The sequence below is a fragment of the Cryobacterium arcticum genome, assembly GCF_001679725.1.
Classification (GTDB): Bacteria; Actinomycetota; Actinomycetes; order Actinomycetales; family Microbacteriaceae; genus Cryobacterium; species Cryobacterium arcticum_A.
On sequence record NZ_CP016282.1, the window covers coordinates 1,033,545 to 1,054,008 of the forward strand.

At 69.6% G+C, this 20,464-nt stretch carries 17 protein-coding genes; 3 read left to right on the forward strand and 14 right to left on the reverse strand.

Annotated elements, in window-relative coordinates; translation table 11 throughout:
* Nucleotides 1-233 precede the first annotated feature (233 nt).
* The 9 genes from PA27867_RS04585 to PA27867_RS04625 form a co-directional block, all read right to left on the reverse strand.
* Entirely contained in the window at nt 234-1,376 is a 1,143-nt protein-coding gene (locus tag PA27867_RS04585) for a cysteine desulfurase family protein (RefSeq protein ID WP_066593896.1), read from the reverse strand.
* 45 nt (nt 1,377-1,421) lie between these two features.
* A complete protein-coding gene (gene nadC / locus PA27867_RS04590; RefSeq protein WP_066593899.1) occupies nt 1,422-2,294 on the reverse strand; it encodes a carboxylating nicotinate-nucleotide diphosphorylase in 873 nt (290 codons plus the stop codon).
* A complete protein-coding gene (nadB, locus tag PA27867_RS04595) occupies nt 2,288-3,961 on the reverse strand; it encodes an L-aspartate oxidase (RefSeq protein WP_066593901.1) in 1,674 nt (557 codons plus the stop codon). The genes nadC and nadB overlap by 7 nt, the downstream gene beginning before the upstream one ends.
* A 2-nt stretch (nt 3,962-3,963) precedes the next feature.
* Nucleotides 3,964-5,304, reverse strand: a complete 1,341-nt coding sequence (gene nadA / locus PA27867_RS04600) for a quinolinate synthase NadA (RefSeq protein ID WP_066593903.1) — start codon at nt 5,302-5,304, stop codon at nt 3,964-3,966.
* Nucleotides 5,305-5,348: 44 nt separating this feature from the next.
* A complete protein-coding gene (locus PA27867_RS04605) occupies nt 5,349-6,041 on the reverse strand; it encodes an NUDIX hydrolase (RefSeq protein ID WP_066593905.1) in 693 nt (230 codons plus the stop codon).
* Between the two features lie 142 nt (nt 6,042-6,183).
* Complete coding sequence (locus PA27867_RS04610) at nt 6,184-6,942, reverse strand: polyprenol monophosphomannose synthase (RefSeq protein WP_066593907.1); 759 nt, start codon at nt 6,940-6,942, stop codon at nt 6,184-6,186.
* 4 nt (nt 6,943-6,946) lie between these two features.
* The gene (locus tag PA27867_RS04615) at nt 6,947-8,473 is read right to left on the reverse strand and encodes a glycosyltransferase family 39 protein (protein ID WP_066593908.1); all 1,527 of its coding nucleotides are present in this window, start codon (nt 8,471-8,473) and stop codon (nt 6,947-6,949) included.
* Between the two features lie 103 nt (nt 8,474-8,576).
* Nucleotides 8,577-9,956, reverse strand: a complete 1,380-nt coding sequence (locus tag PA27867_RS04620; protein ID WP_066593909.1) for a HAMP domain-containing sensor histidine kinase — start codon at nt 9,954-9,956, stop codon at nt 8,577-8,579.
* A 13-nt stretch (nt 9,957-9,969) separates the two neighbouring features.
* The gene (locus PA27867_RS04625; protein WP_066593910.1) at nt 9,970-10,644 is read right to left on the reverse strand and encodes a response regulator transcription factor; all 675 of its coding nucleotides are present in this window, start codon (nt 10,642-10,644) and stop codon (nt 9,970-9,972) included.
* A 105-nt stretch (nt 10,645-10,749) separates the two neighbouring features.
* Here PA27867_RS04625 and PA27867_RS04630 point away from each other — a divergent pair, with 105 nt between their 5' ends.
* Nucleotides 10,750-11,571: a carbon-nitrogen hydrolase family protein gene (locus tag PA27867_RS04630; RefSeq protein WP_066593911.1), complete on the forward strand. Its 822-nt coding sequence runs from the start codon at nt 10,750-10,752 to the stop codon at nt 11,569-11,571.
* Between the two features lie 781 nt (nt 11,572-12,352).
* Here the strand turns inward: PA27867_RS04630 and PA27867_RS04635 are convergent.
* From PA27867_RS04635 to PA27867_RS04645, 3 genes are all read right to left on the reverse strand, one after another.
* Nucleotides 12,353-14,512, reverse strand: coding sequence for an HNH endonuclease signature motif containing protein (locus PA27867_RS04635; RefSeq protein WP_066593913.1), 2,160 nt, complete (start codon nt 14,510-14,512; stop codon nt 12,353-12,355).
* A gap of 193 nt (nt 14,513-14,705) precedes the next feature.
* Complete coding sequence (locus PA27867_RS04640) at nt 14,706-15,092, reverse strand: hypothetical protein (protein ID WP_066593916.1); 387 nt, start codon at nt 15,090-15,092, stop codon at nt 14,706-14,708.
* Between the two features lie 149 nt (nt 15,093-15,241).
* Nucleotides 15,242-15,928: a TetR/AcrR family transcriptional regulator gene (locus PA27867_RS04645; RefSeq protein WP_066599112.1), complete on the reverse strand. Its 687-nt coding sequence runs from the start codon at nt 15,926-15,928 to the stop codon at nt 15,242-15,244.
* Between the two features lie 145 nt (nt 15,929-16,073).
* On the opposite strand from PA27867_RS04645, the gene PA27867_RS04650 reads away from it, so the two are divergent.
* Nucleotides 16,074-16,817 (forward strand): SDR family oxidoreductase, encoded by a 744-nt coding sequence (locus tag PA27867_RS04650; RefSeq protein ID WP_066593920.1) that lies wholly within the window; start codon nt 16,074-16,076, stop codon nt 16,815-16,817.
* Here the strand turns inward: PA27867_RS04650 and PA27867_RS04655 are convergent.
* A complete protein-coding gene (locus PA27867_RS04655) occupies nt 16,752-17,798 on the reverse strand; it encodes an alpha/beta fold hydrolase (RefSeq protein ID WP_066593921.1) in 1,047 nt (348 codons plus the stop codon). The genes PA27867_RS04650 and PA27867_RS04655 overlap by 66 nt on opposite strands.
* 186 nt (nt 17,799-17,984) lie before the next feature.
* Between PA27867_RS04655 and PA27867_RS04660 the strand changes: the two genes are divergently transcribed.
* A complete protein-coding gene (locus PA27867_RS04660) occupies nt 17,985-19,058 on the forward strand; it encodes an alkene reductase (RefSeq protein WP_066593922.1) in 1,074 nt (357 codons plus the stop codon).
* Nucleotides 19,059-19,131: 73 nt separating this feature from the next.
* Here the strand turns inward: PA27867_RS04660 and PA27867_RS04665 are convergent, their stop codons facing one another.
* Nucleotides 19,132-20,322 (reverse strand): aminotransferase class I/II-fold pyridoxal phosphate-dependent enzyme, encoded by a 1,191-nt coding sequence (locus PA27867_RS04665; protein WP_066593923.1) that lies wholly within the window; start codon nt 20,320-20,322, stop codon nt 19,132-19,134.
* Between the last annotated feature and the right edge of the window lie 142 nt (nt 20,323-20,464).

A 20,464-nucleotide genomic window follows, 5' to 3' on the forward strand; every position in this document is an offset into this window, starting at 1 on the left:
AAACTTAGGACTCGTCACGGACCGAAACACGTGCCAAAGGTCCCACTCGGGTGGCATTTCCGCGGGCTCGGAACCCCGCCGTCGCGCCCCGGCAGCCCCGTGCCGAATCGCGCTCAACCAGCACAAATGGTGCCGAACCAGACCTTTGACCCCGGTGAGCCGGCACCAGTTGTCGGATTCGGGAACAGATACCGGGAGGTTTGCGGCGCGGCGCGGCGGGCGGGCGGGACGGGTCAGGTGGCGAGGCCGCGCACGGCGGCCACGGCCTCGCGCACCCGGGTGGCGGCCTCGGCCAGGTCGGCGGCACTGGTGCCGGCCGAGAGGGTGAAGCGCACCGCGGTCTGGGCGAGGTCGGCGGGGACGCCCAGCGCCGTGAGCACATGCGACGGTTCGTCGCTGCCGGCTGCGCAGGCGGATCCGCTCGAGCAGACGATGTCGAAGCGCTCGAGCTCGAGCAGCACGGCTTCCCCGCCGGTGCCGGCGAAGGTGAACGAGGCATGGCCGGGCAGCCGGTGCAGGGGATGCCCCGTCAGGGCGGCCCCCGGCGTGCTCTCGAGCACCGCGGCCACGAAGGAGTCGCGCAGGGCGGCCAGGCGCGGTGCGAGGTCGACCCGCTCGGCCTCGGCCAGGTCGAGGGCCGTGGCCAGGCCCACGGCTCCGGCCACGTTCTCGGTGCCGCTGCGCTTGCCGCGTTCCTGCCCGCCGCCGTGCAGCACCGGCTCCACCGGCAGGCGGCCGCGCAGGTACAGTGCGCCCACGCCCTGCGGGGCGCCGAGCTTGTGCCCGGAGATGCTCAACGCGTCCACGCCAAGCTCGGCCACGTTCAGCGGCAGCCAGCCGGCGGCCTGCACGGCGTCGGTGTGCATCGGCACACCCGCCGCCCGGGCGATCGCGGCGAGCTCCCGGATGGGCTGCACGGTGCCGATCTCATTGTTGGCGTAGTGGATGCTGACGAGGGTGCTGTCGGGCCGGAGGACCCGTGCGAGGTCGGCGGGGTCGACGCGGCCGGTGGCATCCGTGGGCAGCAGGGTGATCTCGAAGTCGTGCAGCCGGCGCAGGTAGTCGCAGGAATCGAGCACCGCCTCGTGCTCGAGGGCAGTGGTGATGATGTGCCGGCCGCGCGGGGCGCCGAGCGCAAGGCCTTTGAGGGCGAGGTTGTCGGCCTCGGTGCCGCCGCTGGTGATGGTGATCTCGCCGGGCCGGCAGCCGAGCACCCGGGCGATGCGCCCGCGCGCGGTCTTGAGGGTCGCCGCCGCGGCCTCGCCCACCCGGTGGTGGCTGGACGGGTTGCCGAAACCCTGTGTGAGGATCGGCCAGATGGCCTCGGCCACCTCGCGGCGGAGCGGCGCGGTGGCTGCGTTGTCGAGGTAGATCATGGCTTCTCTCCAGAGAACGGGGCCGGGCGGCCGGGCGCGTGAACGCTACTCGGGGAAGACAGCCTCGGGCAGGATGACGACATCCAGCCCGAGGTCGAGCGAGCGCACGCTGTGGGTGAGGGCGCCCACCGAGATGACGTCGACCCCCGACTCGGCGATGCGCCGCACGGTCTGAAGCGACACGCCGCCGCTGGCCTCCACGATGGCGCGGCCGGCGACCTGTCGCACACCCTCGCGGAGGGCCTCGGCATCGAAGTTGTCGAGCATGATGGTGTCGATGCCGGCCGCGAGCACGGGCTCGATCTGCTCGAGGGTGTCCACCTCCACCTCGAAGTGGGTGGTGTGCGAGAGCCGGGCCCGCACGGCGAGCAGCGCGTCGGTGAGGTCGGTGCCATCGGCGCTGAGCACGGCCAGGTGGTTGTCCTTGGCCATCACGGCGTCGGAGAGGCTGAAGCGGTGGTTGTGGCCGCCGCCGTCGCGCACGGCCTGGCGCTCCACGGCGCGCAGCCCGGGGGTGGTCTTGCGGGTGTCGACGATGCGGGCGCTGGTGCCCTCGGTCTCGGCCACGTACTGTGCGGTGAGCGTGGCGATCCCGCTCATCCGTTGCACGAAGTTGAGCCCGATGCGCTCGGCGGTGAGGATGCCGCGGGCCGGACCGGACGCCTCCGCGAGGAGGTCGCCCGCGGCGAAGGCGGTGCCGTCGGCGACGTGCAGGTGCACGGTGATGCGGGCGTCGACCAGGCGGAACGCGGCGGCGAACACGGCGCCCCCGCTGAACACGCCGGCCTCCCGTGCCACGAGCTGGGCGGTGGCGACGGCGTCGGCGGGGATCAGCATCTCGCTGGTGAGGTCGCCCCACGGGGCGTCCTCGTCGAGGGCGGACCGCACAACGGTCTCGATGGCGTGAGTGGTCAGCATGCGATGCCCTCCGAAGCGATGGATGAAGCGGATACCAGGGTGCGCGTGTCGGGCCGCACGGTGAAGCGGGGCCGGGCCAGCTCCAGGCGGGTGTCCGGGAAGTCGGCGCGGTGGTGCGCCCCGCGGGACTCCTCGCGGGCGAGGGCGGCGGCCACGATCAGCCGGCCCAGGTCGAGCAGGTTGCCGGTCTCCAGCTGCGCGGCCGTGGCCAGCGCCCGGTCCACGGGGTGCCAGCCGGCCAGGGTCGCCGCAGCGCCGGTGAGGTCGGCGCCGGAGCGGTGCACACCGGCGGCCTCCCAGAGCAGGTTCTGCAGGGTGCCGCGGTCGACGAGGCCAGGGGCAGAAGCAGTGACGGCTGCGTCGGCTGCGTCGGCCGCGTCGCTCGGATCGTCGAGCCCGGCGCCCGGAAAGCCGGTGATGCCGGCGTCCGAGTCGGCGTCGGTCTCGGTCGCGAAGTACGGCGCGGGCTGCTCGGCCTCGCTCAGCGACCGCACGGCGCGGTCGGCGAACACGGCGGCCTCCAGCAGCGAGTTCGACGCCAACCGGTTGGCGCCGTGCGCGCCGGTGCGGGCGGCCTCGCCCACGGCGTAGAGGCCGGGCAGCGAGGTGCGGCCCCAGCCGTCGGTGGCGACGCCGCCCATCCAGTAATGCGCGGCGGGGGCCACGGGGATCGGTTCAACGGCCCAGTCCAGCCCGTTCGCGCGGCAGGCGGCCGTGATGGTGGGAAAGCGGCTCTCGAGAAGGTCCCGGCCGAGGCCCGTGGCGTCCAGCAGCACCGGAGCACCACCCTGCGCCTTCATCTGGGCGGCGATGCTGCGGGCCACGATGTCGCGGGGCGCGAGCTCGGCATCCGGGTGGATGGCGGTCATGAAGCGCTCGCCCGTGCTGCTGAGCAGCACGGCGCCCTCGCCGCGCACGGCCTCGGAGATCAGCGGCGTGCCGGGCACCGCGAGGGCGGTGGGGTGGAACTGATAGAACTCCACGTCGGCGATGGCCGCGCCGGCGCGCCAGGCGGCCGCGACGCCGTCGCCGGTGGCGATGGCCGGGTTGGTGGTGTGCCGGTACAGGGCACCGGCACCACCGGTGGCCAGGATCACGGTGTCGGCGGTCACGGTGTGCCGGGTGTCGTCGGGGCCGAGCAGCACGGCGCCGGTGACCCGGCCGTCGTCGACAGTGAGGTCGACGAGCATGGTGTGCTCGTGGATGGTGATCTGGTCGCCGCCCAGCGCATGGGCGCGGTTGGCGCGCTCCTGCACCGTGGCCACCAGGGCGGCCTCGATGGCGAAGCCCGTGGCGTCGCCGCCGGCGTGCAGCACGCGAGACCTGGAGTGCGCGGCCTCGAGGCCGCGGGTGATGCCGGACTCGTCGCGGTCGAAGTCGACCCCGAACCGGATCAGGTCGCGCACCCGGGCCGGGCCTTCTTCGCAGAGCACCCGAACCGCGGCGGGGTCGCACAGGCCGGCACCGGCACGCAGGGTATCGAGGATGTGCGCGTCCACCGAGTCGTCGGGGAACAGCGCGGCGGCGATGCCGCCCTGCGCGTAGCGGGTGTTGCTGTCCGAGAGGGCGGCCTTGGTGACCAGGGTCACCCGGTGGCCGGCGTCGGTGGCCCGCACCGCGGCGAGGAGGCCGGCCAGCCCGCTGCCGACGACGAGCACGCGGGTCATGGTCAGGCTCCGGTGCTGACGCTTGCCACCGGTGCGACGGGACCGGCCGCCGGCGGCTTGGCCGCGAGCATCCGTTCGAGTGCCACCCTGGCGTGATCGGCCACGTCGTCGGCCACCGTGATGCGATTGAGCACCTCGGCGGGTACTCCGTCGCCGCCCACGAGCGCTTCGAGCACCCAGGCGAGGTAGCCCGAGTGGATGCGGTACATGGTGGAGCAGGGGCAGACCACGGGGTCGAGGCAGAAGATGGTGTGCTGCGGGTACTGGGCGGCGAGGCGCTGCACCAGGTTGATCTCGGTGCCGATCGCGAAGGTCGAGCCGGCCGGGGCAGCGGCGATGGCCTTGGCGATGTAGTCGGTGGAGCCGTATTCGTCCGCGGCGTCGACGACAGCCATCGGGCACTCGGGGTGCACGATCACGCGCACGCCGGGGTGCTCGGCGCGGGCCGCGTCGATCTGGTCCACGGTGAAGCGGCGGTGCACGCTGCAGAAGCCGTGCCAGAGAATGACCCGGGAGTCCTCGAGCTCGGCCTCGGTGTTGCCGCCGAGGGGCTTGCGCGGGTTCCACATCGGCATCTGCTCGAGGGGTACGCCCATGGCCTTGGCGGTGTTGCGGCCCAGGTGCTGGTCGGGGAAGAACAGGACCCGCTGGCCGCGTTCGAAGGCCCACTCGAGCACGGTCTCGGCGTTCGAGGAGGTGCAGACGATGCCGCCGTGCTCGCCACAGAAGCCCTTGAGCGCCGCGGAGGAGTTCATGTAGGTGACCGGGATCACGGGGACGCGCCCCGAGGCATCCGGTTCGGTGCCGTACAGCTCCTCGAGCTGCTCCCAGCACTCGGTGACGGAGTCGATGTCGGCCATGTCGGCCATCGAACAGCCCGCGGCGAGGTTGGGCAGGATCACGGCCTGCTCCGGCGTCGACAGCAGGTCGGCGGTCTCGGCCATGAAGTGCACGCCGCAGAAGACGATGGCCTCGGCGTCGGGCCGGCTCTGGGTGGCCACGGCGAGCTGGAAGGAGTCGCCCACGAAGTCGGCGTGCTGCAGCACCTCTTCGCGCTGGTAGAAGTGGCCGAGCACCACGACGCGCTCGCCGAGGGTAGCTTTCGCGGCGCGGATCCAGTCTCCGAGTTCACCGTTGGACGCGGTGCGGTAGCGCGCGGGCAGTTCGCCCTGGCGCGGGGAGCCGGTGGGGATGACGTCGCCCATCGAGGAGCCTGGCCCGTAACCGGGCGCTTTGTCGTCGAAGTACCACGGATCGACGGCGAGGTCGGGGGTGCAGGTGCTGCCCTCGGCCTTGCCGGTGCTGATCAGGCGGATGGTGCGGTCGACCGATGCGATGGTCATGTCGTGCTCCTCGGGGAGTGCGGGATGGGTCGGAGGTACAAGGTTCAGCCCACCAGCGGGCCGAGCGGGCCCTGTTCGGCGAGCGTCTGGGAGTCGTTGTAACGGTAGAGCCGTGGTGGGCGGTGCGGCACCCCGGCCAGGCGCAGTCCCGTGTCGACGACGGTTCCCGACGACTCGATCATGCGACGGAAGTTGGCCGGGTCGAGCGCGCGGCGGAGGACGGCCTCGTGCACATCGCGCAGTTGGGCCAGGGTGAAGGTCTCGCCGAGGAAGGCGTGCGCGATGCGGGAGTACTCCACCTTGGTACGCAGGCGCCACAGGGCGTACTCGACGATGTGGTTGTGGTCGAAGGCCAGGTCGGGCAGGCGGTCGGCGGGGAACCACTGCACGTTGTCGTCGACGGCGGCCGCGTCGGCCTCGCCGGACTGCACGAGCGCCCAGTAGACCACCGAGACCACCCGGTTGCCGGGGGAGCGGCCGAGGTCGCCGAAGGTGTACAGCTGCTCCAGGTACTTGGGTGTGAGCCCGGTGGTCTCCCGCAGGGTTCGTGCGGCTGCGGCGGCGAGTTCCTCGTCGGCGGGCAGCCAGCCGCCGGGCAGCGCCCAGAGGTTGAGGTGCGGCTCGCGGGTGCGGCGCACCAGGGGGAGCCAGAGGGTCATGAAGCCGGATTCGGCGTCCGGCCGGAGGGCGAAGATGACCGTCGACACCGCAAGCACGGGCGGGTGGGGCTCGGTCATCTGGACATCCATCGACTAAAGGTTAGTGTGACTCTAACTGACGTCCATCATATAGTCACGATGACCGGAAGTGAAATTCCGGGCACACTCTCCCGCGAACTCTGAGAAAAGTCCCCAACACACGCCCGGGGGCGTGCTTACCTCACAGCTTGCGAGTGTTGGCGGCCGGGGCGGGAGCCGGGTTCGCGTGCCGGGCTCCGCGGCCGGTCAGGCCCCAGATCGTGACCCGGCCCATGGCCTCGAGCACGATGTTGCCGCTCATCTTGGAGTTGCCGAGGGTGCGTTCGATGAACGTGATAGGCACCTCCACCACCGTGAGCCGGGCGCGCACGGCGTGCAGGAGCATGTCGATCTGGAAGCAATAGCCGAGGCTGTCGACGCTTTCCAGCTGCATCCGTTCGAGCGCATCGGCGCTGTAGACGCGGTAGCCGCCGGTGACGTCGTGCTGGGGCAGGCGCAGCATGAACCGGGAGTAGAGCGAACCGCCGCGGGAGAGCATCCGGCGGTGCCACGGCCAGTTCTTGACCTCGCCGCCGGGAATCCAGCGGGAGCCCATCACGACATCCGCCGTGCGCGCTGCGGCCAGTAGGGCAGGCAGCTGCTCGGGCTGGTGCGAGCCGTCGGCATCCAGCTGCACGAGATAGTCGAAGCCGCGAGCGCGAGCCCAGTCGAAGGCCTCGAGGTAGGCCGCGCCCAGTCCGTTCTTCTTGCTGCGGTGCAGCACGTGCAGCCGGTCGTCGGCGGCCGCGAGCTCGTCGGCCAGGGCGCCGGTGCCGTCCGGGGACGCGTCGTCCACGATCAGCACATCGGCGTCGGGCACGCTGCTGCGCACCCGGCCGACGATGCTGCCGAGGTTGTCGCGTTCGTTGTACGTGGGAATGATGACCACAGTGGATGGCATGTAACTACCTTGTCAGTTCGGTAAGGATGGTGCGGTTGACGGTGAGGGAGGAATGCACGGTGAAGCCCAGTTGCTGCAGCACGCCGATGTCGGTGCCGGCGACGGTTTCCCGGCTTCCGACGTTGTGCAGCACCCAGACCCGGTTGGTGCCGGCGAGCCTGGAAGTGGCTTCGGCGAGGGGGATCGTGGTGTCCCACAGCCAGTCGACGTCCTGATAGGAACGGTTGAGCATCACGTCGCTCAACCCGACGAAGCCGGCGGGGTAGAGGTGCATGGCCAGGCGTGGCCGCTGGGACGGCTTGGTGCTCTCGTCGAACACCACGGCGTCACCGGGTCGGGCTTCGGTGCGCAGGATGTCGGACACCTGCCGCCAATCGCTGCCCCCGTCCTTCGCGAAGTCGGTGCGCTGCGCCAGGTAGCCGGGCGTGGCGAGGGCGCCGACCAGGAGCACGGAGACCACCTGGGTCCACCGCGGCCGCAGTGCCGCGACACCGACGGCGACGGCCAGGGCCGCCGCCGGAGCGCAGATCGACAGGTAGCGCAGCGAGTACATCGGAGTGATCAGCTGGGTGCCGGCGAGCAGCACCGCGCTGGGCACGAGCGCCCAGGCCAACACAACGAGGAGCTCGGCCCGCGGTGCCCGGCCCCGGGTGTGGAAGCGCGGCACGAAGGTGGCCACGACGCCGATCGCGATGAGCGCCCAGGCGAGCCCGGCCAGGGTCGGGGTGCCGAACCACTGGTGCACGGCGGCGTCGAAAACGCTGACGGCCGGACGTCGGGCGAGGAAGGAGATCTGTTCGCGCTCGCCGACTCCCCAGTAGAAGACGGGCGAGGCCAGCAGCAGCCCGGCCGCGGCGGCGCCGGCCCAGGCCAGCAGTGCGCCGCGCCGGCGCCGGGAGAACAGGGCCACGGCGAGCGCGTGCACCGGAATCAGAAGGGCCGTGTAGAGGAACATGTAGGCGCTCAGGGTGACCATCAGCGCATAGGCCGTCCAGAGCACTAGACGCAAAACCGGGGCGGACGGCCGGTTGCGCACGATGTGTACGAGGAGAATGACGGTCCAGACCGCGAGCATCGTGGCCAGGGCGGTGGAGCGTGCCTCCGCACCCATATACGTCACCCGGGGGAGTACCGCGAAGACCAGACCGGCGATCACGGCCACCCGGGTGTTGACGAGCATCCGTGCCAGCACCGCGGTGCCGGCCGTTGCCAGACCGATGGCGAGCGCGCTGGGCAGCCGGGTGGCGAGCTCTGAGGCGCCGAAGACATCGATCCAGCCGTGCAGGAAGAGGTAGTAGCTGCCGTGCACGGCGTCGATGTTGCCCAGCATGCGAAACAGCGAGGGGAGGGAACGTTCGGCCGACATGACGCTGGCCGCCTCGTCACCCCAGTACGACGGAACCCAGGACCCGGTCACCGACACGAGAAAACCCAACAGCCCCAGCAGCACGGCGACGGGTGCGAAGCCGCGTGACGAGGTCAGCGCGGGCCGGGTCGGCTCGACGAGGGGAGAAGCGAGAACTGTCGTCACATTCAGACCGTAGAACCCTCGGGTTAACGTTTACTCTCAGCAGGCGGAGGGGTGGCCTGCGAAGTCTCACAGACTTGACCGGCGCGGGCGAGTTGCCAGCTGATCAGCGGATGTGCCGCGGCAGCCGGATTTCGACGGCCAGCCCGGCGCCGGTGTTGCGGAGCTGCACGGTGCCGTTGGCGCGTTCCACAATCGCGTGCACGATCGCCAGGCCCAACCCCGAGCCGCCCGAATGGCTGGACCGGGAGCTGTCGGGCCGGGAGAACCTGTCGAAGGCGAGCGGGATGAACTCGTCGGGCAGCCCCGGCCCCGTATCGACGACCGTGATGAGGGCGCCGACGCCCGCACGGCTCAGCGAGACGGTGACGCTGCCGTGGCCGGACATGGCGGTGACGGCATTGGAGATCAGGTTGTCGAGGAGCTGGCCCATATTGGTGCTCGAGATGCCGTAGTACCCGTCGGGGTCGTCGCCGTCGATGCGGTAGACGACCTCGAGTTCATGGCCCTCCCGCACGATCCGGGCCCGGTCGACCGACGCCGTGACCTCGCCGACGAGGCCGGGCCAGTCCGTCTCCGGCGGTGTCTGCTCGCTCTCGAGCTTGCTCAACTCGAGCAGATTGGTCGCCAGGCGGCTGAGTCGGCCGGCGGTGGCCGACGCATCGCGGATGTCGCGCTCGAGAGCCGGGGCGTCACCGGAATCCAGATGGGCGAGTTCGAGTTGGGCCTGGAGCACCGCAAGCGGGGTGCGCAGCTCGTGGCTCGCATCCGACACGATCTGCTTCTCGCGGTCCACACCGCGCCGGAGCCGTTCGATGAAGTCGTTGAGGGTGCGCGCCAGCCTGCTCACCTCGTCCTTGCCGGCGGGAACGCGCAACCGGGCCGACGATCCGGTGGCGCTCAGGCTCTCCGCCTCCTCGCGCAGTCGGGTCACCGGGCGCAGTGCAGCGCCGGTGAGCAGCCAGGAGGCCAACCCGAATCCGATGGTGAGAATGAGGGTGCCCAGGGTCAGTACCCCGGTGAGCTCGTCGAGCAGCAACGTGGGCGCCTGCTGGCTGCGGGCGGCGATGACCAGCCAGTCGCCCGAGGGCACCGTGACCGTGGTCGCCGAGACCAGATAGGTGGCCGCTGGCGTGTTCACCGTCTGCGGGTCGGGCCCCAGGTCGGACAGGGAGGTGATCTGCCGATCGAGGCTGCGCGGCAGTGACGACTTGCGCACGATGCCGTCGGGATCGATGATCGCCAACAACTGGCCCTCGCTGGGGCTTTCGATGGCCTCGGTGGGATTGGCGGCGAGTTCACCGATCAACGGCTCCGCGTCGTTGCGCAGCATGGTCTCGTTCGTCGCGGTGAGGATGGACTGCACCTCGAGGCGGAAGAAGAACGCGGCAGTGCTGAACAGGACCGTGGCCACGAGCAGACTGCCCACGGTGATGCGGGCCCGGATCGACAGGGCGGGCAGCCAGATGCGGCGCAGCCGGTTCACCGGGCGCCCCGCCTCACTCGGCGAGCTCCACCGCATACCCTGCGCCGCGCACGGTGACGATGCGCACCCCGGCGGCCTCGGTGTCGATCTTGCGGCGGAGGTAGCTGATGTACTGGTCCACGATGTTCGGGTCGATGTGGCTCGTGCCGTTCCAGATCTCTTCGAGGATCGTGGTGCGGTCAACGGTGGTGCCGGCGCGACTGCAGAGCAGGCGCAGCAGCGCGACCTCTTTGGGGCTCATCGAGACGGCTCGGCCGGCCACGGTGACCCGCAGATCGCGGGAATCCAGCACCAGGTTGCCGATCTCCAGGGTGAGCGGGGCGCCCATCGAGCGCCGACGCATCAGCGCGCGCACCCGGGCCGAGAGCTCAGCGAAGGCGAAGGGCTTGGTGAGGTAGTCGTCGGCGCCGCTGTCGAGTCCGAAGACCCGGTCGTCCACGGTGTCCCGTGCGGTGAGCAGCAGCACGGGCATGGTGCTGCCTGATTCGCGGATGCGCCGGCAGATCTCGAAACCCGACATCTGGGGCAGCATCACGTCGATGGCGGCGAGGCTGAAGCCGTCTCCGGAGATGGCGATGAGTGCGTCGATACCGTTGGACACCCGCGTGGTGTCGTAGCCCTCGGCCTGGAGCCCGCGCTCGATCAGTGCACCCATCTGGTCATCGTCCTCTACGACCAAGATCTTCATGCCGTCACCCTTCGCTCGCTCAGGTTCTCATGCTGGCACGTTGCGGCACGGTTCGCTCGCAACCTGCCGCCTCTGAAGCTGGGAAGCCGCCGCTAGGCTGACGGCATGGTGGATGCGCTGTCGACGGACGAACTCGGAGTGGCCGTGGCGCAGTTCGCGCCGGGCTCCGACCAGGGGGCCAACCTTGCGACGATGCGCTCCCTCGCCCAGATCGCAGTCACCCGCGGTGCCCGGATCGTGGTCTTCCCGGAGTACTCGTCGTTCTTCGAGACCCGACTGGGTGATGCATCCGTCGCCGCCGCCGAACCCCTGACCGGCCCGTTCGTTGAGGCGCTCGGCCGGCTCGCCGTCGAACTCGGCGTGCATGTCGTGGCGGGAATGCTGGAAACCACCGATGACGCAGACCGGGTGCACAACACCCTCGTGGCCATCGACCCGGCCGGGAAGATCGTGGCGAGCTACCGCAAGCTGCACCTCTACGACGCCTTCGGCTCCCGAGAATCAGATCGGGTGCTCGCCGGGGTCATCGAGGAGCCGGAGACCTTCCAGGTGGCCGGCATCACCGTGGGCCTGCAGACCTGTTACGACGTGAGATTCCCCGAGGTCAGCCGGCGCCTCGTCGACGCCGGAGCCGACCTGGTGCTCGTGCCGGCCGAGTGGGTGCGCGGGCCGCTCAAGGAACAGCACTGGCGCACCCTCCTGACCGCGCGGGCGCTGGAGAACACGATCTACCTGGCCGCCGCCGACCACGCCCCGCCCAGCGGCGTGGGCGCGAGCATGGTGGTTGACCCGATGGGTGTCGAGCTGGTCACGATCGGTGAGACGACGGATGTGGCGGTCGCTTGGATCTCCCCATCCCGCCTAGCCGAGGTGCGCCGGCTCAATCCGGCCCTGGCGCTGCGCCGCTTCACCGTCACCCCCCGCTGACCCCGAGAGCCCGCCGCGCCCGCGGCGCCCCCTTCCGCGGCGCCCGTCGGTCGAGCCCGTCGAGACCCCGCAACCTGTCTGCGGCTCGCGCCCACTTCGCTGGTCGACCCCGTCGAGACCCAGCAACACTGTCCGCGGTCCGCACCCATCGCGCTGGTCGAGCCCGTCGAGGCTGGTGACCTTGTCTGCGGTCACGCCCATCTCGCCGGTCGAGCTTGTCGAGACCTCGCAACCTTGTCCGCGGTCCGCACCCATCGCGCCGGTCGAGCCCGTCGAGAGCCCGCACCCCTGCCCGCGGTCCGCACCCACCCCGTTGGTCGAGCCCGTCGAGACCCCGCACCCTTGTCCGCGGTCCGCGCCCATCGCGTTGGTCGAGCCCGTCGAGGCTGGTGACCTTGTCTGCGGTCACGCCCATCTCGCCGGTCGAGCCCGTCGAGACCCCGCAACCCTGTCCGCGGTCCGCACCCACCCCGTTGGTCGAGCCCGTCGAGACCTCGCAACCTTGTCTGCTGTCCCGCCCATCGCGTCGGTCGAGCCCGTCGAGACCTCGCAACCTTGTCCGCGGTCCGCACCCATCGCGTTGGTCGAGCCCGTCGAGACCTCGCAACCTTGTCTACGGTCCGCGTCCATCGCGTTGGTCGAGCTTGTCGAGGCCTCGCAACCTTGTCTGCGGTCACGCCCATCTCGCCGGTCGAGCTTGTCGATGCCTCGCAACCTTGTCTGCGGTTCGCGCCCGTCGCGTTGGTCGAGCTTGTCGAGACCTCGTGACCGGCTGTCAGTGTCAGTGTTGGTGGGGTGTTTTGCTGGGCATTTCGATGAGCGTTTGTCCGGGGTCGATGGTGGCGGGTGGGCGGAGCCAGTAGCGGCCTTGGTTTTCGAAGATTTGCCAGCCTTGGTTGTGCAGGAGGCGGTGGTGGGGGTTGCAGAGCAGGATGCCGTGGCGGATGTCGGTGGTGCCGTGGTCGCGGATCCAGTGGTCGATGTGGTGGGTTTCGGTGAAGGCGGGTGGTTTGTCGCAGTCGCCCCAGCGGCAGCCGCCGTCGCGGGCGGCGAGGGCGATGCGTTGGGCGGGGGTGAAGAGGCGCTCATCTCGGCCGAGGTTGAGGGGTTGGTTGTCGGTGCTGAAGGTGATGGGCAGGCTGCCGCTGTCGCAGGTGAGCCGGTCGAGGGTGGGTTGGGACAGGGGTGCGGGGTTGCCCTCGAGGTAACCGTGCGCGGTGAGGTCGGGCGGGGGTGCCAGGATCTCGTCCAGATCCCGCAGGAGGAGAAGTCCCGGCCCCGGCGGGACGACCGGATCAGGACGAAGAGGCCAGTCGAGGTGGGGCGACGGGGCGGCTGGTGCCGGTCGGACCGGTTGCCTCGGTGGCGCCTGGTTAGGCGTTTCGGCTGTGGTGCGGATCCCCGTGGGTGTGGGTGACCCGGTGGGGGTGCCGACGGCGGCGGTCCCGGTGGGGATGTCGGTTCTGGTGGGAATGTCGGTTCTGGTGGGGACGCGGTTCCCGGCGGGGGCGGGAGTCCCCGTGGTGGCGGGGGTTTCGGTGTCGGAAGGGGTGCCGGTGCGGCCGGGGTGCTCGGTGGCGGCAGGATTCGCGGTCCTGGTGGGGTTCTCGGTGGTGGCAGGAGTGCCGGTGCCGGGGGTGGTCGGCGTCGGGGTGGGTGCCGTGCCGGGGGTGGTCGGCGTCGGGGTGGGTGCCGTGCCGGGGGTGGCCTGGTGGGTGATGATGCGGATGGAGGGCTGGCGGCCGCCGAGGATGCGGTGGGGGTTGATCTCGGTGCCGGCTTTGAGGAGGGCAAGGAAACCGTCCGCGGCGATCTGCTCCGTGCTGCGCGGGTCATCGCGCACGCTTTGCGCCCACTTCGCGCGGGCCGGGTCGACGAAGCGCACCCCACCGCGGCGGGGACTGGTGAGGCTGTCGTAGGCGGAGAGGACGAACGCTCCCTGCTCGGGCGGGAACACCCCGTGCAGGTGCACCTGGCCGGACGGGTTCGTCCACACGCGCAGGGAGCGGTCGTCCCACGCTTTTTGTTCCCGCACGATGATGCCGGCCGCGTCCAGGGAGTCCCGGGTGCGGCGGGCCCGCTTGAGCAACTGGTCCACGTTCAGCGTTCGGGCATCCCGGAGCAACTCCTCGACGGCGGTCGCGAGGACCGGCCCCGTCACGACGGTGTCGATGTCACCGAGCCCGGTGCGGATCGCGTGGGCGGCCGCCACGGACAGGGCCCCGCAGGTCACGGCCTCGGAGATCTTGTGGTGCCACGGCAGCAACGCCGGATCAATCACCGGGCCACCCACCCCGCCCAGCCCCTCCGGCCCGTTCAGGCCATCGAGTTCATCCAGGCCATCGAGCCCGTCGAGGCCGTCGAGTCCCGTCGACTCCGGGTCGCCGCCGGAGCCATCAGCATCGCCAGTACCGTCCGTCCCGTGAGTGCCGTCGAGCTCGTCGAGGAGTCTGCGGGCGGCTTCGTCTTCGGCGGCGGCGGCGGCCTGCGCGGCGGCGGCCTCGTTGTCGGCGAGCATCCGGCCCACGTCCACGAGCCGACGCGCGTCGGCCTTGGTCGACCCGGTGAGCTTCTGGATCAAACCGTCCGGGTTCAGATACCCCTGCTGCTGCGCCAGCCCGGACTGGCCCAACTCCGGCCGGGACCGGTGCGCGATGGTCTTCGCCACCCACACCTGCCGGGTACCGACCGTCTCCGACAGCCGGGCGATATCGCGTTGGCACGCGAGAGCATCCGCGTCCGACAAGGCGTCGTAATCGGCGCTGCACGACCCCCAGCGGGCGACCGCCGCGACCGCCTCGGCCAACGAACCCGCCGGGCCCGAAGGCCGCACCTCGGCCAGAACCGGCACCGCAGCCAGCGCCGGCGGCACCGTCGCGGAGGCCGGACGGGCCGGCTCCGGGACGGTGTCGGGGGCGAAGATTGCTGCGAGGCTGGACATGCAGTGAGAGTAGCCCGATCTCGCACCTTTGTGTGCCCGAAAAACAAGGTTGTGGAGAACTTTTTTGGCTCTCCCGAGCCCTCCTCAAGCAGCATCGCGAAGCAAGTCCCAAGCGGGTTCCAAGCGGGTTCCAAGCGGGTCCGAAGTGGGTCCGAGACGGGAGCGAAGCGACTCTGAGGCTGGTCCGCAGCGACTATTCCGGAGTGGCTACCGAGGACTTCGGCAGCGCCGTCGCGGGCTTCACTGCGAACGACACATCGATTCCCCCGGAATGCCCGGATGCCACGCACCGTTCCTCGCTGGTGGCGACGAGCCCCTGGGAACTGTTCGCCGAACGAGTGAGTTGCGCGATCCAATCGGGGTTGATGCTCGGGGTGTGTCCGCCGGTGAACTTGAAGTACAGCGGGATCGCCGGATTCATCCACGCCGAACTGCGCCCGTCACCCACTTCCATGGCATTTCGCCAGGAGAACAGGAAACTCTCGCCTCGGCGCAGCTTCTGCACGATCACGATCTGCAGGTGCGTCAGGATTCGGTCGTCGAATTCGACAACGACCTGGTCATAAGACAGCGTGCCCATGAGTTTTCACTTTCACTTCCAGTTGGCTACGCGTGGAGCCGGAAACGGGTGCAAGTGAGAGTGGAGCACTAACAGAAGAACCGGAGTAATCTTCAACTCTCCTCGGTGTTCTGGGAAAGGGCAAGCGGTTTCGGCATCTCGGCGTGCGGTCAGGATTGCCCAGCGGGAAGGGTGAGTCCTCGCACCAGGAGCTCGATCTCCGCCCGCAGTGTGCCGGGGAGATCGGCCGCGATCTCACGACCGAGTCCGGTGCGAATGATCTCCATGTGCAGGGCCGAGAAGATGCTTCGCGCGGCCAGTGTCACGTCTACTTCGGGGCGAAGTCGGAGTTCTGCGTCAGGCTGTGCGAGGTGGCCGAGAACGGTGGCGATCGATGCCTCCAGGAGGTCGATCAGGCTCAGCGCTTCCGCGCGGAAGGCGCCATCCGGATCACCGAAGAGAATCTCGCGCTGGTAGACGGCGAGGTTCTCCCGGTTCTGGAGGCCCGAATCGAGAAGGGGGCCGAGCAGCCGCATGATCTGGTCGGTGATGTCGCCGTCGGCTTCGGTGGTCGACACGCCCCGGGCGATGCCGTCGCGCAGTGTTGTGTTGTAGACCATGGTGAGCAGTTCCGGCTTCGACGTGGCGTAGCGGAAGAGGGTTCCGATGGCGACGTCGGCCTCATCGGCGACGTCCTGTGTGGTCACGGCCGAATAGCCGCGCTCGGCGAACAGTTTCGCCGCTGCGGCGTGGATGCGCGCCCTCTTGTCGTGCTTGCTGCGTTCACGGCGGCCCGCCGGTCGGGGCTCCGCAGGCGAGGAGTTCCGGTCGGCGCTGACTTTCGGCGTGGTGGTCATCCGGATCATTATCCCGCCTGCGCACCCGCGACCTGGGTCGCTCTGCTCATGCGACGAAACCGGATCGGATTTGCGCCATAGCGGAGTACGCTCAGTTTTGAGTGAACTATTAGTTCACGTTGAATTCGTTCGAAGGACGGAAATCATGGGTCGGGTAGAAAACAAGGTTGTTCTCATCAGCGGCGGCGCGCGGGGCATGGGCGCCGCGCATGCGCGGTTGCTGTTGGCGGAGGGCGCGAAGGTGGTGCTCGGCGACCTGCTGGATGACGAGGGTGCCGCGCTGGCCGCCGAGCTGGGCGAGTCGGCGAGCTACACGCATCTCGACGTGACCAAGTCGGAAGACTGGGCGACCGCCGTGGCTCACGCCGTGGATAAATTCGGCGGATTGGACGTCCTGGTGAACAACGCCGGCATCGCCAACGGAGCTCCGATCACGGAGTTCCCGGTGAACGTATGGAACAAGACCCTGGAGATCAACCTCACCGGCACCTTCCTGGGCATCCAGGCCGCGGTGCCCGAGTTGGCCAAGAGCGCCAGGGGGCCGTCGATCATCAACGTGTCCTCGGTCGAGGGCCTGCGTGGCAGCGCCGGACTGCACGCCTACGTGGCCTCCAAATTCGGGGTGCGTGGACTGACCAAGTCCGTGGCTCTGGATGTGGCGGCCATGGGAATCCGGGTGAATTCGATCCACCCGGGCTTCATCGTCACACCGATGACACAGAACCTCTATCACCACATGCTGCAGATTCCGCTCGGTCGCAGCGCCCAGCCGTCCGAGGTGTCGCAGCTGGTTCTGTACCTGGCCAGCGACGATTCCAGCTACTCAACGGGCTCGGAGTTCGTGGTCGACGGCGGCCTCACCGCCGGCATCCCGGTCAATAAGAGCTGAGTCCTGCCCTGCTCGCGGCAGCACCGCGAGCAGGGTGTCGAAAGGGCGCTCCACGTGGGCGAAATGGCCGGTGCCGTCGAGCACCGTCACGTGGAGATCGGCGATGACCGTGGCCATCCGGTCGTCGTCTATAGCGGTGACGAAGACATCCCGGTCACCGTGCACAGAGCGCACCGGGCAGGTGATGCCCGCCCACGCGCCGGCGGCGTCGTACCGGCCGGCCCGGTCGGCGGCCAACGCGAACGAGCGGGGCCGGGCCTCGGCACCGAGCGCCGCGACGACGCTCACATCGATCTCGGACACCCGGCTGAACAGCGGGGTGACGAGGTTGCGCAGCAGACCCAGCCGATGCAAGGTGCGCACGAGTCCCGTGCCTGCCCGGCCGAGGCCGCTCAGCACCCGCATGACGCCGAGCAGCATGGTGAAGCCGGGCAGCACCGAGAACCGGGTGAGCGGATGCTGCACGCTCTCGATCACACTGAAAGTGGTCGCCGAAACCAGGCCGACGAAACGCGTGCGCCGGGGCTCGCTTGACGCGAGTTCCAGCGCCACGACGCCGCCGAGGGAGTGCCCGAACACTTGCCAGCGCTGGTATCCCAGGGCCAGGGCGATCTCGGCCACGACGGCCGCGAGGGACTCGATTGTCTCCGCGGATTCATCGGTGGCCAACGGGGTGTCACCCCAGCCGGGCAGGTCGGGAATGATGAGGTCGGTCAGCGGGGCAGCCCCTGCGCGGTCGGCCGCGGCGATCAACGGGGTCCAGGTGCTCCACGATCCAGCCGCACCGTGCAACAAGATCGTGGCACCGCGCCCACCGGTCGTGGGCCCGGTGCGCCGGCCGTGCCGCACGGTGACCATACCGAGCTCGGTGTCGATCCGGCTGGTGATGAGGCCGAGCCGCTGCTCATCCGTCGTCAACGGAAACGGGGCGTAACGCGGGTCGGAGCCGGGTACTGTCGCGGCTCCGGGGGTGTTGGTCATGCCAGGGGTTCGTCGCCGACGAGCCTACGGATTGGCCGTACCGGAGGCTGGGCACCAGCTGTGCAGGTGGCCGACCCGGAATAGCCCGCGCCCGCGCACTGTTGCGTCCTCGGGACGCAAGAGCGGCACCGCCAACAGAGAGGTGGGTCGCAGCGTTCGCACCGAAACAGAAATAAGGAGCACTACGTGAGTCTTTTCACCCCGCTGAATCTTGGCGCCCTCGAGCTGCCCAACCGACTGGTGATGGCACCGCTGACCCGGATGCGTTCCGGTGTCGACGGAATCCCCGGCGAACTGAACATCGAGCACTACAGCCAGCGGGCGACTCTCGGGCTCATCGTCACCGAGGGCGTCTACCCCGACAAGGCCGGCCAGGGCTTCCCGGGCCAGCCGGGCCTCGTCACCGACGAGCAGGTCGCCGGTTGGACCAAGGTCGCCGACGCCGTGCACGCCGCGGGCGGACGCATCGTGGCGCAGGTCATGCACGCCGGCCGGGTCACCCACGAGGAGACCAACGGCGGCCTCCAGGTCGTCGCCCCCAGCGCCATCGCCATCAACGGCGAGAGCCACACCTACAAGGGCAAGCTGCCCTACCCGCAGCCGCGCGCCCTTACGCTCGACGACCTCCCGGGCATCATCGATGGCTTCGTGCAGGCATCACGCAACGCCATCGAGGCCGGCCTCGACGGCGTCGAGATCCACTCCGCCAACGGCTACCTGCTGCACGAGTTCCTCTCGCCGGCCTCCAACCAGCGCGACGACATCTACGGTGGTTCGCCCGAGAACCGGGCCCGCTTCGTGATCGAGGTCACCACGGCCGTGGCCGCAGCCATCGGAGCCGACCGCGTGGGCATCCGCATCTCACCCGAGCACAACATCCAGGATGCGCTCGAGACCGACCCGGCCGATGTGCTGGCCACCTACGGCGCGCTCGTCGACGGGCTGGCCCCGCTCGGACTGGCCTACCTGAGCGTGCTGCACCGCGACCCGGCCGGCGAACTCGTGCCCGCCCTGCGCGCGCGATTCGGCGGACCTCTGCTGGTCAACACCGGTTTCGGTGAGGTCACCACCCGCGCCGAGGCTTTGGCGCTGCTCGATGACGGTCTGGGTGACGGCGTCGTCGTCGGCCGCGCCGCGATCGCCAACCCTGACCTCGTGCGCCGCTGGCTCGAGAACCTGCCGCTGAACGAGCCCAACCCGCTCACGTTCTACGGTCCGGATGCCGTGGGCTACACCGACTACCCGGCCTACGCGAACTAACCTTCCGAACTGAGAACACCCCCGAGACCGGTAGGTCTCGGGGGTGTTCTGCGTCTGGCGTCAGCGAGTGGCGTTACAGCCGGGCGAGCCGGCTGGCCGCCTCTTCGAGCACGTCGACCCGCTTGCAGAACGCGAACCGCACGAGCGAGGCGTACTCCGGCTTGTGCTCCGGCAGGCAGAACGCCGTGATCGGGATACCGACGACCCCGGCCAGGTCGGGCAGCGACCGGCAGAATTCCGCGGCGTCCGGGTGCCCGAGAGCGGCGGCATCCGCCACGATGAAGTACGAGCCCCGCGGTGCGGTGAGGGTGAACCCCGCCGCCGTGAGCCCCCCGGCGAGAAGATCCCGCTTGGCCTGCAGATCGTCGGCGATGCCGGTGTAGTAGGTGTCGGGCAGATCGAGTCCCACAGCCATTGCGGGCTGGAACGGGGCGCCGTTGACATAGGTGAGGAACTGCTTGACCGCGAGGATCGCCGTGACGATCGCGGCCGGCGCGCTGAGCCAGCCGATCTTCCAGCCCGTGGTGCTGAAGGTCTTGCCGCCGGAGGAGATGGTGACGGTGCGTTCGCGTGCGCCGGGCAGAGTGGCCACGGGCAGGTGCGCGACGCCGAAGGTGAGGTGCTCGTACACTTCGTCGGTCACGATCAGGGCGTCGTGCTTGTGAGCCAGGGCCACGATCTGTTCAAGCGTTTCACGGCTGAAGACGGTGCCGGTGGGGTTGTGCGGGTTGTTGATCAGGATGATCCGGGTGCGGTCCGTCACGGCGGCCGCGAGTTCGTCGAGGTCGGGCTGGAAGTCGGGGGAGCGCAGCCGCACAGTGCGGTGCACACCTCCCGCCAGGGCGATCAGCCCACCGTAGGCGTCGTAGAACGGCTCGAAGGTGACCACCTCGTCGCCGGGTTCGAGCAGGGCGAGCAGTGTCGCCGAGAGCGCTTCGGTGGCGCCGGCGGTCACGAGGACCTCGGTGGCCGGGTCGACGGTGAGCCCGTAGAACCGTTGCTGGTGCCGGGCGATGGCTTCGAGCAACACCGGCATGCCGCGCCCCGGCGGGTACTGGTTGACGCCGTTCGCGATGGCTTCGCGGGCGGCCTCGAGTACTACGGTCGGGCCGTCCTCGTCGGGGAAGCCCTGCCCGAGGTTGATGGCGCCGGTGCGCATCGCGAGCGCGGTCATCTCGGCGAAGATGCTGGCGGAGATGGTGCCGTCGGCACCGAGGAGGCCGGCCCCCTGGGCGGTGCGACGCCAAGCGCCGGTGATCGTCATGTGGTGACCTGCATACCCCCAAATTTACGACATCCAGCACCCCCCTCTTTGCGCGCTTCTTCTCGTGCTCGCCGCGCAGGCGGTTGACCTGTGGATAACTTGCACACGGGAGGGGTGTGCTGTTCTACGGTGTCGGCATGGG

Excerpts from the sequence above, each read along its gene's own strand:
- PA27867_RS04585 (WP_066593896.1), bottom strand. The coding sequence starts at position 1,376 with ATGATCTACCTCGACAACGCAGCCACCGCGCCGCTCCGCCGCGAGGTG.
- nadC (WP_066593899.1), bottom strand. The coding sequence starts at position 2,294 with ATGCTGACCACTCACGCCATCGAGACCGTTGTGCGGTCCGCCCTCGAC.
- nadB (WP_066593901.1), bottom strand. The coding sequence starts at position 3,961 with ATGACCCGCGTGCTCGTCGTCGGCAGCGGGCTGGCCGGCCTCCTCGCC.
- nadA (WP_066593903.1), bottom strand. The coding sequence starts at position 5,304 with ATGACCATCGCATCGGTCGACCGCACCATCCGCCTGATCAGCACCGGC.
- PA27867_RS04605 (WP_066593905.1), bottom strand. The coding sequence starts at position 6,041 with ATGACCGAGCCCCACCCGCCCGTGCTTGCGGTGTCGACGGTCATCTTC.
- PA27867_RS04610 (WP_066593907.1), bottom strand. The coding sequence starts at position 6,942 with ATGCCATCCACTGTGGTCATCATTCCCACGTACAACGAACGCGACAAC.
- PA27867_RS04625 (WP_066593910.1), bottom strand. The coding sequence starts at position 10,644 with ATGAAGATCTTGGTCGTAGAGGACGATGACCAGATGGGTGCACTGATC.
- PA27867_RS04630 (WP_066593911.1), top strand. The coding sequence starts at position 10,750 with ATGGTGGATGCGCTGTCGACGGACGAACTCGGAGTGGCCGTGGCGCAG.
- PA27867_RS04635 (WP_066593913.1), bottom strand. The coding sequence starts at position 14,512 with ATGTCCAGCCTCGCAGCAATCTTCGCCCCCGACACCGTCCCGGAGCCG.
- PA27867_RS04640 (WP_066593916.1), bottom strand. The coding sequence starts at position 15,092 with ATGGGCACGCTGTCTTATGACCAGGTCGTTGTCGAATTCGACGACCGA.
- PA27867_RS04645 (WP_066599112.1), bottom strand. The coding sequence starts at position 15,928 with ATGACCACCACGCCGAAAGTCAGCGCCGACCGGAACTCCTCGCCTGCG.
- PA27867_RS04650 (WP_066593920.1), top strand. The coding sequence starts at position 16,074 with ATGGGTCGGGTAGAAAACAAGGTTGTTCTCATCAGCGGCGGCGCGCGG.
- PA27867_RS04655 (WP_066593921.1), bottom strand. The coding sequence starts at position 17,798 with ATGACCAACACCCCCGGAGCCGCGACAGTACCCGGCTCCGACCCGCGT.
- PA27867_RS04665 (WP_066593923.1), bottom strand. The coding sequence starts at position 20,322 with ATGACGATCACCGGCGCTTGGCGTCGCACCGCCCAGGGGGCCGGCCTC.